Raw genomic sequence first — 14,401 nt, 5'->3', positions numbered from 1 at the left:
GCAGGTACCAATGAGGGGCAAAGTCGTATGAGCTACCTTGGCATAGATCTGGGGACATCCGGGCTTCGCGCCTTGCTTCTGGCAGAAGATGGCAGCGTGATCGGATCGGCCGAGCAGTCTTACTCATCCGAACACAAACACCCCGGTTGGAGCGAACAGAACCCGGCAGATTGGATCACGGCGCTTGAGATGGCGGTTGCCGAATTGCGCGGTAGTCACTCCGAGTTTACCGACCTCCGCGCTGTCAGCGTCGCAGGACATATGCATGGCGCAACTCTGCTGGATTCTACAGGCGACGTGATCCGGCCTTGCATTCTGTGGAATGACACGCGCTCGGATATTGAGGCACAGCATCTGGATGCCATGCCCGGCGTTCGTGAGATTTCAGGCAACATCGTGTTTCCCGGTTTCACGGCGCCCAAACTGCTCTGGGTCAAGGCTCATGAGCCTGAAAGTTTCGCCCGCGTGGCCAAGGTCCTGCTGCCTACTGCTTATCTGAACTACTACCTGACCGGCGACTATGTCGCTGATATGTCGGACAGCGCCGGAACATCCTGGCTGGACGTGTCGGGCCGCGCGTGGTCCGACACGTTGCTGACCGCCGGACAGATGAGCGAAACACAGATGCCGAGGCTTGTCGAAGGATGCCAGCCGGCCGGCACCTTACGGCCCGATCTAGCGGCAAACTGGGGCGTCAGTGGCAGCGTCTTTGTTGCGGGTGGTGCGGGAGATAACGCGGCAGCTGCCTGTGGCCTAGGGGCTTTGAATGAGGCCGATGGCTTTCTGTCTCTCGGAACCTCAGGCGTTCTTTTGGCTGCGCGGGATGGTTACTACCCTGCTCCTGATTCTGCACTGCACACGTTCTGCCACGCAGTTCCTGATCGCTGGTACCAGATGGGTGTCATGTTGTCGGCAACAGATAGCCTGAACTGGCTCGGTCAGATCGCTGGCAAGAATCCATCCGACCTGACGCGCAATCTGGGCGACAATTTGCGTGCGCCCGGTCGCGTGCAGTTCTACCCCTACCTGTCCGGAGAACGCACACCCCATAACGACGCCAGCATTCGCGGCAGCTTTACCGGGCTGGGAAAGGATACCGACCAGAGCGACCTTACCTGTGCGGTGCTCGAAGGCGTCGCCTACGGTTTGAGCGACTCGTATGATGCGCTGGCGCAGACTGGAGTCAGCATAGACCGTCTGATCGGCATCGGCGGTGGAACGCAATCCCGGTACTGGGTAAAATTGATCGCAACCGTTCTGGATGTGCCCATAGAGTTGCCGCAGGATGGTGAGTTCGGTGCCGCACTTGGGGCAGCTCGACTTGCAATGATCGCTGGATCCGGAGCGTCGCCAGAGGACATCCTCAAACCTCCCAGAATCGGTGAGCGGGTGCTTCCGGACAGTAATATGGCAGAGGCTTTCAACGCGGCAAAAATCCGTTTCCGCGCGGCATACGAACATCTTCAGGAAATATCGTCTAGGCGGGGATAGACGTGCTTGGCAAGTAGTTCTGTAAGACAACTTAAACCAGCTCCAAATACGCCAATAGTGCGGTCCTATGTGCCGCACATACTTAGCGCCAATCGGAAAAAGCGGCGGAACGTGTCAGCTTGAAGGTGTCTCGACTGGTTAGAGATCGCTCTTGGTTTGTCACCCGATTTCCCGACGGAAGGGATAAAAAGTCGTGATCATTCCAACCTTGATCGGTGTAATCCTGAACACATGCAAAAAGGCGGCCCATTGCCGCTTACAAAATCGCACAGTCAATTTAACGCAACGGGCCGGTTGTTACACTGAAAGCAGTGTACCCCCGACCATTTAATAATGGTGGAAAAAGGCGTTAGGCAGAGGCCAACACGCAAAATCCTAGATCCCGATTGTCTCTAAGGGCTCGCGGCATCAAAGCAAAATTGATAGGCGAAATGTTGGGTTCGCCGTCAGGCGACGCCAGAAACTTAAATGTTATCAATGCCTTTACAAACCTGTGGAACGTCACTGATTTTTGACTCAATCGGTCGCCAAAACCTCAAGAAACGAACAAATTGCTTCATTCAATTCTGACCCAAACGTCAAGCATTTCTGACCTAGCACGAAGAGCGGCCACTCATAGACTCTGCGGCTAAGGCTTCAATTGAGCCCAGAGTGCAAATTGCTGCGGTCGGCCCAAATACGTGCGAAGCGTGCGTCGCTGCCGTTGGTCGTACAATGGACGGCCCATTCCGGACGTTGTCCGCAACTCGAAGTTCTGCGGCGCAGAAATCTTCAATATAATTTTTGATCCAATTGCATGTTCTTTCTGCTCACACAGGCGCGACGGGCTGTTAACGGACCATGGACACATCTCTTTTCCGTTGTGCGTCTCGGACCAGCGCCGCAAGCCGATAGAAGCCGTGTGTCATTTTTGTGTAGGGCGTAAGGAGGAAAAACGTAAGGACCGATCCGAGATGGATGGCCAGCAGTGCGGGCATCAGAGGCGTTGAACCGAGGGCATAGAGAACCAGCCCGCTGAGCCCTACAAACCCGAGCAACAGGATGAAGCCGATATCCCCTCCCCAGGCCAACGGATCGCCGAGGTCTCGGTCTGACTTTTGCTTGAGCAGCGCCATCGCACCACATCCCACTGTCAGCAGCAGCCCCCCGGAAATCCCGAATAGTTTCGGCAAAGACCAGAACCCGTAAGGCGCGTGCATTCCGAAGACATAGTGCATGACCGTCGCCACCGAAGTCGACGCAAAGCACAGCAGGAAGCCATACATGATGGCGTGGTGGATGTGGCGTCGGCCCTGACTGAACCGGTCTTCGTCCTCGAAGTTACAACCCTCGCCATGGCCTGCAGCCAGATCCTGCATCTTACCCGCGCGTTTGAGCGCAGCCGTCAGATCAGAAATCTGGATCGGTTTGCCACCAACCTCTGCCCAATAGCGCCTCAGGCTGAAGGCGATACTGAACAGAGGCAGCAGGAATGCGGGCGCAAAGATCGCGACCATCGCGTTATGCGATAGGACGGCATAAAACCCTTCGCCTCCACTGGAACCGATGGCGCGGGTCGCCCAGAACAACAGGGCAAATCCGATCACCAACGCCAGAGCGATGGCCCCGCCATGGGTGTGGAACCGGCGTGCCAGCGGTTGCGGCCATGCCAAGCTTTCCCAACTGTCGCGCCGCACTTCGGCCAGTGCCTTGGGCAGGTTCAGGTCAAACGCGTGCGGGGCGGTGTACTGACAGGCGTAGTAGCACCCCCGGCAGTTGTGGCATAGGTTGGCAAGTTGCGTGATGTCCCCATCCGAGAACGCGCGTTCGGCGTGAAGCGACGGAAAGACCGAACAATAGCCCTCGCAATAACGGCAGGCGTTGCAAATCTCGGCCTGTCGGCGGGCTTCCTGAATAAGATCAGTTTGCATAAGCGGCGGCCTCACACCCTGCGATGCGTCCAAAAACAGTTCCGATGGTCATGCCGAAGCCCGCCAGATAGCCTTGCCCAAGGATCGATCCGGCCATCGTTTCCCCAGCCGCCCAAAGGTTTTTGATCTTGCCTCTGGGGGTCGAGCACTGGGCCGTATCGTCAACCTTTAGCCCCAGATAGGTAAAGGTCACGCCGGTCCGCAGCGAGTAGCCATAAAACGGCGGTTCGGTGATCGGGCGCGCCCAGTTGGTCTTGGGCGGTGTCAGACCCGAGGTCGCGACGCCATCCAGTTCGGTCGGGTGGAACCCGCTGATGTCACCGCAGGTGGCGTTGAATGCGCTGACGGTTGCTTTCAATTTCTCTGTGGGCAGGTCCATCATCCCGGCCAATTCGTCCAACGTGTCCGCCTTTAGCGGAGGGAACACGGACGGCATGAACAGGTTCAGCGACTTGGCGTCGATGATGGCATATCCCACCTGATCCGGCTGCGCCGCCACCAAACGGCCCCAGATCGCGTAGCGCTTGGGCCAAACGTCTTCGCCCTCGTCATAGAACCGCTCGGCATGTTTGTTCACGACGATGGAAAACGGAACGCAGTCCAGACGGGTGACGATACCGCCGTCGAATTTCGGCGCGCGCCCGTCGATGGCAACGGCATGGCATTGGGTCGGGTCACCGACGCTTTCTGCTCCTTGGTCCAGCAGATCAGACAGGACTACGCCTCGGTTGTACGGCGTTCCCCGGATCAGGAATTTCTTCGCAGGCTCACCCCAGGCGCGGGTGAGCCAATCTGTGTCGGCCTGAAAGCCGCCGGAGGCAACGATGACCGCCTTGGGCGCGATGCGATGGGACTGGCCTTCATAGCTATAGTCGACCCATTCGATCCGATCCCCATTCAGTTCCAAATGCGTGACGGCGGCTTCGTACAGCACATCTACACCCAAACCTGCCGCCGTGCGGTAGTAGGCATTCACCAGAGATTTGCCGCCCCCCATGAAAAACGCATTGGTCCGTGCCAATGACAATGTGCCGGAAAGCGACGGCTGAAACCGGACCCCGTGTTCTTGCATCCACGGCAAGCATTCTTCCGACGTTCGGATCGCGAGGCGGGCCAGATGTTCATCGGTTTTGCCGCCGGTGACTTTCAGCAGATCCGAGAGGTATTCATCTTCGCCATACGCCTCGACGAGCGGACCCAAGGGGCCTGAATGCATGCAGCGAAAATTGCGGGTGTGGCGGGAGTTTCCGCCGCGATAAGGTTTTGGCGCCGTTTCAAGGATCAGAACACGGGCGCCTGCCTCGGCTGCAGTCATCGCAGCGCAGAGAGCCGCATTGCCGCCACCGATCACAGCGATATCGTAAGCTTCCTTTGCGGTGGCCATATCCTGTCTACCTACTGGCTTTCGTCGATTGAGCGGTCGCGGTCCTGCAACGCGCGGATGCGCATCCGTTGTGCCGCCTGAATATGCGCGCGCATCTCTGTCTCGGCCGCTGCGCCATCGCGGGCCTTCAAAGCCGCCATGATGCGCCGATGCTCGGCCACTGCAGCCTCGGCGCGGTCGCTATCCAGCAGTTGAGACGGCCCAAGGATCAACAGCGCCTTTTGCAAGGACAACATGGATTTTGCCAGAAACCGGTTCTTGGCCGCATCCAGAAGTGTTGCGTGAAAGATCTTGTTGAGTTGGGCCGCATCGGGTCCAGTACCCGCCTCGGCCAACCGGTCGTTCAGAACTTCAAGCTCGTCCAGTTCGACATCAGACGCCGCGCGGGCTGCCAGACGGGCCGCTGTCCCTTCAAGCACCGCGCGCATCTCATAGAGTTCCATGACCTCGGCGTAGTCCAGACTGCGCACGGTGGCACCTTGCCGTGGCACATGTGTGACCAGCCCATCGGCCTCCAACTGCCTTATCGCCTCGCGCACCGGGGTACGGCTGACGCCCAACCGTTCCGACAGCTCAATCTCTCGTAGCCGGTCGCCGGGCAGAAGAGTGCCGTCGCGAATCTCGTCCAGCAGGCGCTGATACGCAGAATTGCCTTGTGGGCCAGGTTGTAACGGGTCGTCCTGAAGGGTCATCGCGGGCTCTCTTGTCACCTTGCGTCCAGTTGTATACATATGGATACATTATAAGTCAACAAAGCTGGAACGCTTACCTTGCACAGCCAAACCGATACCCCCTCTCTTCTGAAGAAACGGGCTGTCACGCTCGGCCTGGCGGTGTTGGGCACTGGGATATTTTGGGCGCTAAACCTGCCGCTACCTTTTCTGTTCGGGCCAATGAGCGCATGTTTGGTTGCAGCTCTTGCGCACGCACCGATGGAAGGCTTTGGACAGGTCTCGGTTGCCGCCCGCACTATACTGGGCGTGGCGGTAGGGGCATCGATTACGCCGGCTCTATTTGCTGAATTGCCAAAAATGGCCGCGTCAATTGCGCTGATCCCGTTCTTCATCCTGCTAATCGCGCTGGCAGGTGTGCCATTCTTTCGCAAATTCTGGGGCTTTGACTCCACAACGGCTTTCTACGCAGCCATGCCGGGCGGTTTGCAAGACATGATCATCTTTGGCACTGAGGCGGGGGCCAATCCGCGTACCTTGTCCTTGATCCACGGTACGCGCGTGCTGATCATCGTGACGTTGGCCCCCTTGTTCCTCACCGTGTTCTATGATGCCCAACTCACCAATCCGATTGGCGAGCCCGCGCACAACCTGCCAATACATGAATTGGCGCTGATGGTTCTGGCCGCCATTGTTGGCTGGAAAGGCGGAGAGCGGATCGGCCTGTTCGGGGCGTCAATCCTGGGGCCAATGATCCTTACGGCCGCCTTGTCACTGGGCGACTTCATTCATACCCGACCGCCTCGCGAGGCCATCCTTGCAGCGCAGTTTTTCATTGGCTGCGGAATTGGTGTGAAGTTTGTGGGCGTGACTTGGGTAGAGCTGCGCGAAGTCGTGGCGGCGGGCTGCGCCTATGTGGTTGTTCTGGCGGTGCTCGCCGCAGCATTCACCGCCGTTGTCACCACGTTGGGCTTCGGCCAACCGGTCGAGGCGTTTCTGGCCTATGCGCCTGGTGGGCAGGCAGAGATGACGGTGCTGGCCATCGTCTCGGGCGCGGATCTGGGCTTTGTAATCACCCACCATGTGACAAGGATCGTGTTGGTGATCATTGGTGCGCCCATCGCCGCAAATCTTATTCTGCTTTGGTCCAAACCTCGGGGTTGATCATGTGGATCGGAGCGGCTTCGGCATAGGCGTTCACCTGATCGAAAACATCCGCGAATTGCAGGTCGAACTCGTCTTCAGTGACAAAGCCGATATGTGGTGTCGCGATCAGGTTGGGATGTGACAAAAGCGGGTCGGTCGGATCGGTCAGTGGCTCGGTATCGAACACATCAATCGCCGCTTTGCCGGGACGACCGACGTTCAGCGCCTCAAGCAAAGCACCAGGCGCGATTAGCCCAGCCCGCGAGGTGTTTACAAACAGCGCCCCCGGCTGCATCTGTGCGAAATCCGATGCGGTGACGATCCCGCGCGTGTCCGGTTTCAAGCGCACATGGACCGAGACAACATCGCTGCTGCCAAAGAACGCTTCACGGCTGGGCGCGACCTGCGCGCCATCCGCCTGCGCACGCGCTCGGCCTTCTACGGATGACCACCAGACCACATTCATCCCAAAGGCCTCGGCATAACTTGCAATGGCGCGAGCAATGCGGCCATAGCCATAGAGCCCCAACTGACGCCCCCTCAACGTCTTGCCCACGCCCGCCTGCCAGCGCCCTGCGTTGACCGAGGCCACTTGTGCGGGTAAATCCCGCATCCCGACCATGATTAACGCCCAAGTAAGTTCAGCTGCAGCATATGACGGCGTCCCGCCATGCATGTTTGAGCACAGCAGCACGTCGTGATCTGTACAGGCCTCAACATCGACATGAGGATAAACGCTGCGCTGGCTGATCAGTTTCAGGTTCGGTAACTTCCCCAGCAAGGCGCGAGTGACTTTGGTACGTTCGCGGAACAGGACAAGCACCTCCGCGTCATGCAGTCGTTCGGCCAGTACATCAGTGTCTTCAACATGATCTGTCCATACTGTCACTTCATGACCGGTGAGTTTCTCAAAGCACGACAGGCCCCGCAGCGTGTCAAACCAATCATCCAGAATATGTACGTTCATCGGCTTTCAATACCCTGACCGGTGTTCAGCTTTCTTGGGGTTGGCACAAAATGCGGCGCGTCGAGGGCGGCCAGAGCGTTTCGGACCCGTTCGCTTTGGTCCAGCAGATGGTTGAACTGCTCATCGCACCCAGCGATCGGTGTCGGGTACTCCGCGATATCCCGCCTTAAGACCGCTTGCGCCAACCTAAGTTCCTGACGCGCGATATCGAGGCATTCTGAGTAATTGTCCATCTCGACCTCCGCTATTGTATACTACAGTATACTTAGTCTGGGCTGCCCGATCAACTCCCCTTCCACACCGATTTCGGCACATAAACATGCCCGTCCGCCAGCTTGCGTGCGGTTCGCACCAAGCCCGCCGCTTTCACGGTGAATCCCTCATCGGTTGAAAAATCCACCAACACGTCAATCTTGCCCGATGCGTGTTCCAACACGACCTCAGCCGGGCTTGTCTTAGGGCGATCCAGCAAACCGTCCGCAACAGTCCCGGGCGTCAAAGCGCAAGACGCCATGCACTGCGCCCCGGTGACGGCCATGGTCGGGTGGGTTTTCCACGGCATGAAATACCGCACTGCAAGCGTTCCGCCGTCTCTGGCAGACGCGACAAGGCCGAACTTAGGGGTGACCGATTTGGACACATCCCCCATACCCATCTGTTCCCCGGCTTCGATCCGAACGGCCTCCATCCGGTCAAAGAACGCGCGGTTTGCGTCCAACTCCTCGGCGCTTTCATAGCCCGTCAACCCGAAATCCGAGGCGCGGGCGATAGTCATCGGCATGGCGACATCCATGCAAGTCAGTTCAATACCTTGAGCGGTATCGCGCAGGTTGCCTGTGGGCAGAAACGCTCCGGTGGCCGAGCCCAGCACGCCCATGAAACTCAGCCGCACCGGCGCGGAATGACCGGGAACGCCTGCAATTTCCGCATCACCCTCATAGGTCAATTCGCCCCCGGGTGTATTCACCTTGGCCACGACCCGAGCCCCAGTGTTGACGGCCCGAATGCGAATTTCGGTTTCATCGCCCTGCGGTTTGAACAGGCCCATCTCGATAGCCGCAGGGGCAACCCCGGACAGGATGTTGCCGCAAGTCGGTTTGAAATCGACCAGCTTGTCCTCGACCGAGACCTGCGCAAAGAAATAGTCGATATCGGCCCAGTCATCCTCGCTAACCGACAGCATCGCGACCTTTGTGGTCACCGCCGCGCCGCCGCCGATGCCGTCGATGTTCAGCGACTGCCCGGACCCAAGAGCGGCGATCAGCACCTCGGCCAGCGCGTCCAGATCCTCAGGCAAATCCGAGCGGCGGAAATACGGGCCTTTCGACGTGCCGCCACGCATCAAGATATAAGGGATTGCGGTTTGAGTCATTTTGAACCCCTCACTTCAACGGCCAGGGCAGGCTGACCATGTCCTGCAACAGACCTGGCGGGAAATCGCGGTTCAGAGCGCCCGCCATCAGGCACATGAACCCGATGCCGCAGGCGGTCAGGATCAGGGTCATCTGCCAGCTGGACCCGGCGCGGATACGGAGAAAGGCGATCAGGAACCCTATCAGGGCGAGGATGAAGCCGACCACCCACGTGGCTGCGATCAAACTGGCGAACCACGCCAGAGTGGACCACAGACCGTGGGGTGCGCTGGCGTCTTCACCGGCGATTTCCTTGTCGGCAAAGATCACGTCGCCTTCGGGACGTCGCATCATCTGGATCAGAAGGATCACGCAACAGAATAGCGAGACGCTGCCGATAACCAGCGGGATGATCTTGTCGGTCATATTGTAGTCGGGGATCATGTTGGCGTTGACCAAAGCGACGATCAGATAGGCCATGATCACCAGCAGAAAGATAAGCGGCGCGCGTTTGGTACCGGCCTGAACATCACCCTCGGCCATGATCATCTTGGCCTGCCGGATACCCAGAATGACCGAAACAACCGTGACCACCATCAGCACGATGACGATAGGGCTGAAGACATATTCCATCCCCTCGCCAAAGCTTTTGCGGAAACGGAATGAGGCGATCTGGAACGCCTGATTGGTGAGCTTCTCAACCGGGTTCGACAGAACGAAACCGATCAGGAAGGCCGGGCGCGACCAGTCGAAACGGCGTAAAAAGATGCCGATCAGGCCGATCACGAACAAGGCCAGCAGGTCTTCGAAGTTCTGACCGGACTGGAAGGCCGCAAAGCTGATCAACATGAACAGGAACGGCGCCAGATAGGTGAAACGGATCGTGGTTAACTTGGCGATCCCGCCCGAGGCCGCGATGCACAGGATGGTGCCGACCACGTTGGCCAACGCCAGCAGCCAGACGATCGAATAAGTGATGTCGAGATTGTCCTTGAGCATGCTCGGACCGACCTCGATATCGCCCGACCCCAGCAGGGCCACCGCGCCAATGAAGATCGCCATCGAACCGGAACCGGGAATGCCGAACAGCAAGGTCGGCACCAACCCCCCACCCTCTTTGGCGTTGTTCGAGCTTTCCGGGCCGATGACCCCGCGCACTTCGCCTTTGCCGAAATTGCTCTTGTCCTTGGTGGATTGAACCGAATGGCCATAGGCGATCCAGTCGACCACAGACCCCCCGAGGCCGGGAATGACGCCCACAACAACGCCAATGATCGAACAGCGGACCGACAGCCAGATATTAGCGAACCAGTCTTTGACACCGTCCAGCCAACCGGCGCCCAGTGAGGCCCCTTTGGCAATCGACCGATCCTGCCGCAGCAACGAAACGATTTCGGGCACGGCAAAGATGCCCAAGCCAACGATGACCAGCTTAAGACCGTCTGTCAGATAAGGAATGTCATAAGTCGCCATGCGCAGCGAACCGCCCGCGTCGGCCTCACCAATCGTGCCGACCATCAGGCCCAATCCGGCGGCGGCGACGCCTTTCAGGGGAATGCGTCCCGCCAAAATGGCGACCATCGACAGACCCAGAATGGTGATCATCAACATCTCGGGCAGACCGAAGGCCAGAACAATGGGTCGCGCGATCAGAATGAACATGGTCAGGAAGGTCGCGCCGACCAGCCCGCCGAAGAGGGACGAGGAAAAAGCCGCCGACAGCGCCCTTGCCGCTTCGCCCTTTTTCGCCATGGGGAAGCCGTCCAGCACGGTCGCCTGCGACGCCGAGCTGCCGGGGATGCCCATCAGGACGGACGCAAAAGTGTCCGACGTCGGCACCACCGCGACCATACCGATCATCAGCGCCAGTCCAAGGATCGGGTCCATACCGAACATGAAGGGCAGCAACAGGGACAGACCGGCGATGCCTCCCAGCCCCGGAAAGACGCCCACGGCCAGCCCCATCACGACGCCGAGAATGAGATAGCCCAGCACGATAGGTTGCAGGATCAGAGCCCACGCATCACCAAGCGCAGGTAGAGCGGTGGCGAAAACCTCCATAGCGGCCGCCTTTCATTAACTGTTTTGTATGTAGAGAAACGCGCGCCCTTCGTTGGGCGCGCGACGACGTGTCAGCTTAGTTCAGCTCGACGCCGTAGGCCTCTTTCAGCCAGTTCAGGACGTATTGCTTGGCATTGTCATCCACATTGGTCGCCGTCTGCAGAGCAGATTTCGAGCCTTCGCCGACAAAAACAGGATACTTACCAACGCGCTTGGACGAAATGTCCGCAAAGTCACCACGCTCGGTCACAGCTTGGAACGCTGCGGTGTATGCGTCCACCACTTCCTGTGGTGTGTCCCCGGGCAAGAACGCCAGTTTCTGAACCGGGAAGCCCGCCACGAAGAAGGCTTTCCAGGCATCCCAAGCCTCACCACTGGTTTCGCAACCATCGGTGGCCTCGCAAACCTCTTTGAAGGTTGGAATGTCCGGGAAAGTCGGATCGCGCACGATATTGCCGTCCGCATCCAGCGCGCCCCATGTCATCATCGGAACGGCCTGACCAGCCTCGACCAGTGGGGCCGACCCGCCCAGATAACCGGACGAGGTCTGGTAGTCGATATTGGCTTCGCCACGTTCGAACATCAGGCGACCATCACCACGGCCTTTGATGCCAAAGACCGGCTCCACATTCATACCCAACATCTGCCAGGCCAGCAGCGGGACCAGATCCAGCCGGGTCGCGCCCTGCGAGCCGTAGATAAAATTGGTGTCTTTCAGCGCATTGGCAGAGCCATCGAATTTGGCTCCGTCCTCTGCGTTCAGATAGGCGACACCGCCGGTACCCGACGCCATGACAGGAATCCAGTCATTGTATTCATAGCGGACGCGCGGGTCACTCAGCAGATAGGGGAACTGTGTCGAGCCAGAGGTGCCGAACAGCAGCGTGCCGTCGTCGTGGCTCTGCTCCTGAAACCAGTTCGCGCCCTTGGTCGATCCTGCACCGGGCATAAACTTTACCACAACAGTCGGCTGACCAGGCAGAGCCTCGGACAGAAGCGGGGCGAAGAAATTGGCCCATTTGGCAGACCCGCCCGTTTCTGAGAACGGAATGACCCATTCGATGGTCTTGCCCGAGAAATCGACCTCGGCAGCGGCGGGTGCCGCGAGTCCGGCGGCGGCGATCAGCCCCACGACGGCGCGACGGGTGAAGTTGGAAATGGCCATTGGTTCCTCCCTGTTGACCAGACAACCACGTCAGCGCCACTCGCGCCACCATGATTGCAATTAGAACTGTGGGGTTGATTCCCCCTCCCATCTGGCAATCATGGAACGCCAACCTTGCGCGAAACTTGCAGGAGCCCGAATGCGGATTGTCATCGTCGAGGATAACGGGACCCTCGCCAACGCCATTGCCTATCGCCTGCGAGATCGAGGCCATGCCGCTGATGTGCTGACAGATGGCGATGCCGCCGATCTATATCTGGAACAAGAAGGCGCGGATCTGATCGTTCTGGACATCAACCTGCCGGGTCGGTCAGGGCTTGAGATCTTGCGGTCGCTGCGCCATCGGGGTGATAGCTCGCCTGTCATCCTGCTGACCGCGCGCACCGAGACCAGCGATCGCGTATCGGGCCTGGATATGGGCGCAGACGATTACCTTGTGAAGCCCTTCGAGATGGATGAGCTTGAGGCTCGCATCCGCGCGCTTTCCCGTCGCAAACAACTGGATTATGGCGCGCGCGAGACCGTCGGAGACCTGGAATTTGACCGCGCCACCCGACAGGTTAGCGCGAATGGACAGGCGCTAGACGTGCCGCGCCGAGAAATGGCCGTGCTTGAATGCCTACTTGAGCGTCGCGGCAGAATCGTCCCCAAAAGCCAACTAACTGATTATGTCTACGGCGTGGGTGCCGATGTCGACGATTCAGCGGTCGAGCCGCATGTATCGCGGCTGCGCAAGCGCCTTCAGAACCTCGGTATCCGGATCAAGACCGCCCGTGGCCTTGGATATCTGCTTGAGGTGCAGAAGTGATCCGGCACGGCTCACTCAGGCTCAGGCTTTTCATTCTGATCCTGACGCCATTGGTGCTGCTCGCAATCCTGCTTGGATACTGGCGCTATACCGTGGCCCAGCAAACGGCGCAGGAGTTGTTTGACGACAGCCTGCTATCCGCCGGTCTGGCCATTTCGCGCGACGTGGCTGTGTCAGAAGGTGATGCCTTGTCGCCCACCACGCGCAGCTTGATCCGCGATGCTTCAGGCGGTGAGATTTTTTATCACGTGACCGGACCAGGTGGCATCTACGTCACAGGGTATGCATATCCTCCGGCCGCTGCAAAACCGTCTGAACAGGACACGTACCAGCCGCGGTTTTTCGAAGCAGTTTATCGGGATGAGTTGGTGCGCGTACTGAAAATGACCGAGCGGGTCACACTGGATAACCTGGTGGGCGATGCGACAGTTACGGCCTGGCAACGCGTCGCGGACCGCAACGCTTTTGCGAACGAACTGTCGATCCGCGCCGCGATCCTGATGGGTATCCTGCTGGCCACGCTTGCTGTTGTCGTGTGGTTCGGGGTCGCACGCGGGTTGCGCCCCTTGCTGGATTTGCAGGATGCGATCGACCTACGCTCACCCGACGATCTCAGCAAGATCAAACGCCCGGTCCCGGTCGAGGTTCATGGCATTGTTCAAACCCTGAACCGACTGTTTGGACAGGTCGAGCACAGCATCAACGCCCATCAGGTGTTTATCTCCGAAGCCGCGCATCAGCTGCGAAATCCGGCGGCAGCGGTTCAGTCCATGGCCGAGGCGTTGCGGGACGCAAAAACGGATGAGGACAAGGACAAACGGATTATCGAACTTGTGTCAGCGGCGAAAAACTCCGCCACAGTGGCCGAGCAGCTATTGTCGCTGGAGCGGTTGCGGCAGCCTACGCATCAGGATCAGATGGACAAGATTGATTTCCGTGCGGTTGTGGAAGAGGCCTGCGCTGACATGGGCGTTCATATCCTCACAAAAGGGATCGATTTTGATGTTACGATGCCGGACTCGACAATAACGGTTTCAGGAGATCAGGTTTTTTTAACTGAGGCCATCAAAAACCTGCTGGACAACGCAGTTAAGCACGGCGGGACTAAGTTGAGCCAAATTTCAGTCGCGCTGCGCTCTGATGGCGAGAACGTAAAGCTTACCGTATCCGATGACGGAACCGGCCTTTCACCCGAACAAAGCGAAGCCGTTTTCAGTCGATTCTCGCAGCTGGAATATTCCGAAGGTAGCGGTTTAGGGTTGTCGATTGTCTCAGCTGTCGCGAAGCGTCACGGAGGAGTGGTCGCGATCAACCAAGTCGAAAAAGGAGCAAGCGTTACGCTCGAGCTTCCCATAGCCCTATAGTTTGTTTCTATTTCTGCTCGGAACCCGAAACCTGTCACAATCAAAGAGAATTTTTGCGATTGCAGCGAATGGCTGCTTCCCG

12 protein-coding genes and 1 pseudogene are annotated in these 14,401 nt (G+C 58.4%); 4 read left to right on the top strand and 9 right to left on the bottom strand.

Annotation, left to right across the window (positions count from 1 at the left end; all coding sequences use genetic code 11):
• The first annotated feature begins 27 nt into the window (after nt 1-27).
• Nucleotides 28-1,491, top strand: coding sequence for a xylulokinase (xylB, locus tag ABLN87_RS13230; RefSeq protein ID WP_353010902.1), 1,464 nt, complete (start codon nt 28-30; stop codon nt 1,489-1,491).
• Nucleotides 1,492-1,573: 82 nt separating this feature from the next.
• Here the strand turns inward: xylB and ABLN87_RS22580 are convergent.
• From ABLN87_RS22580 to ABLN87_RS13215, 4 genes and pseudogenes are all read right to left on the bottom strand, one after another.
• Nucleotides 1,574-1,648, bottom strand: a pseudogene (locus ABLN87_RS22580) (IS6 family transposase); the annotation flags it as partial.
• A gap of 673 nt (nt 1,649-2,321) precedes the next feature.
• Nucleotides 2,322-3,401 carry a tricarballylate utilization 4Fe-4S protein TcuB gene (gene tcuB / locus ABLN87_RS13225; RefSeq protein ID WP_353010900.1) on the bottom strand — a complete coding sequence of 360 codons (1,080 nt, stop codon included), beginning with the start codon at nt 3,399-3,401 and terminating at the stop codon, nt 2,322-2,324.
• Complete coding sequence (gene tcuA / locus ABLN87_RS13220) at nt 3,391-4,785, bottom strand: FAD-dependent tricarballylate dehydrogenase TcuA (protein WP_353010899.1); 1,395 nt, start codon at nt 4,783-4,785, stop codon at nt 3,391-3,393. Before tcuA ends, tcuB begins: the two co-directional genes overlap by 11 nt.
• A gap of 11 nt (nt 4,786-4,796) precedes the next feature.
• On the bottom strand, nt 4,797-5,477 hold the full coding sequence (locus ABLN87_RS13215) for a GntR family transcriptional regulator (protein ID WP_353010898.1): 681 nt from the start codon (nt 5,475-5,477) through the stop codon (nt 4,797-4,799).
• A gap of 78 nt (nt 5,478-5,555) precedes the next feature.
• Here ABLN87_RS13215 and ABLN87_RS13210 point away from each other — a divergent pair, with 78 nt between their 5' ends.
• Nucleotides 5,556-6,620, top strand: a complete 1,065-nt coding sequence (locus ABLN87_RS13210; RefSeq protein ID WP_353010896.1) for an AbrB family transcriptional regulator — start codon at nt 5,556-5,558, stop codon at nt 6,618-6,620.
• On the opposite strand, the gene ABLN87_RS13205 is transcribed toward ABLN87_RS13210, so the two are convergent.
• The 5 genes from ABLN87_RS13205 to ABLN87_RS13185 all read right to left on the bottom strand — a co-directional run bounded on the left by ABLN87_RS13205 (nt 6,589) and on the right by ABLN87_RS13185 (nt 12,147).
• Complete coding sequence (locus tag ABLN87_RS13205; protein ID WP_353010895.1) at nt 6,589-7,569, bottom strand: D-2-hydroxyacid dehydrogenase family protein; 981 nt, start codon at nt 7,567-7,569, stop codon at nt 6,589-6,591. The genes ABLN87_RS13210 and ABLN87_RS13205 overlap by 32 nt on opposite strands.
• Complete coding sequence (locus ABLN87_RS13200; RefSeq protein WP_353010893.1) at nt 7,566-7,802, bottom strand: hypothetical protein; 237 nt, start codon at nt 7,800-7,802, stop codon at nt 7,566-7,568. Before ABLN87_RS13200 ends, ABLN87_RS13205 begins: the two co-directional genes overlap by 4 nt.
• Before the next feature lie 50 nt (nt 7,803-7,852).
• Nucleotides 7,853-8,941 (bottom strand): 4-oxalomesaconate tautomerase, encoded by a 1,089-nt coding sequence (locus ABLN87_RS13195; RefSeq protein ID WP_353010891.1) that lies wholly within the window; start codon nt 8,939-8,941, stop codon nt 7,853-7,855.
• 10 nt (nt 8,942-8,951) lie between these two features.
• Nucleotides 8,952-10,982, bottom strand: coding sequence for a tripartite tricarboxylate transporter permease (locus ABLN87_RS13190; protein WP_353010889.1), 2,031 nt, complete (start codon nt 10,980-10,982; stop codon nt 8,952-8,954).
• Nucleotides 10,983-11,058: 76 nt separating this feature from the next.
• On the bottom strand, nt 11,059-12,147 hold the full coding sequence (locus ABLN87_RS13185) for a tricarboxylate transporter (RefSeq protein ID WP_170714077.1): 1,089 nt from the start codon (nt 12,145-12,147) through the stop codon (nt 11,059-11,061).
• Between the two features lie 139 nt (nt 12,148-12,286).
• Here ABLN87_RS13185 and ABLN87_RS13180 point away from each other — a divergent pair, with 139 nt between their 5' ends.
• Both ABLN87_RS13180 and ABLN87_RS13175 read left to right on the top strand, forming a co-directional pair.
• Complete coding sequence (locus ABLN87_RS13180) at nt 12,287-12,955, top strand: response regulator transcription factor (protein ID WP_353010887.1); 669 nt, start codon at nt 12,287-12,289, stop codon at nt 12,953-12,955.
• Nucleotides 12,952-14,319: a sensor histidine kinase gene (locus ABLN87_RS13175; protein ID WP_353010885.1), complete on the top strand. Its 1,368-nt coding sequence runs from the start codon at nt 12,952-12,954 to the stop codon at nt 14,317-14,319. The genes ABLN87_RS13180 and ABLN87_RS13175 overlap by 4 nt, the downstream gene beginning before the upstream one ends.
• Nucleotides 14,320-14,401: the final 82 nt, after the last annotated feature.

This window comes from Ruegeria sp. SCP10 (assembly GCF_040329495.1).
GTDB lineage: Bacteria > Pseudomonadota > Alphaproteobacteria > Rhodobacterales > Rhodobacteraceae > Ruegeria.
Note: the sequence above shows the minus strand (reverse complement) of the source record. Positions and strands in the feature narration are given on the sequence as shown.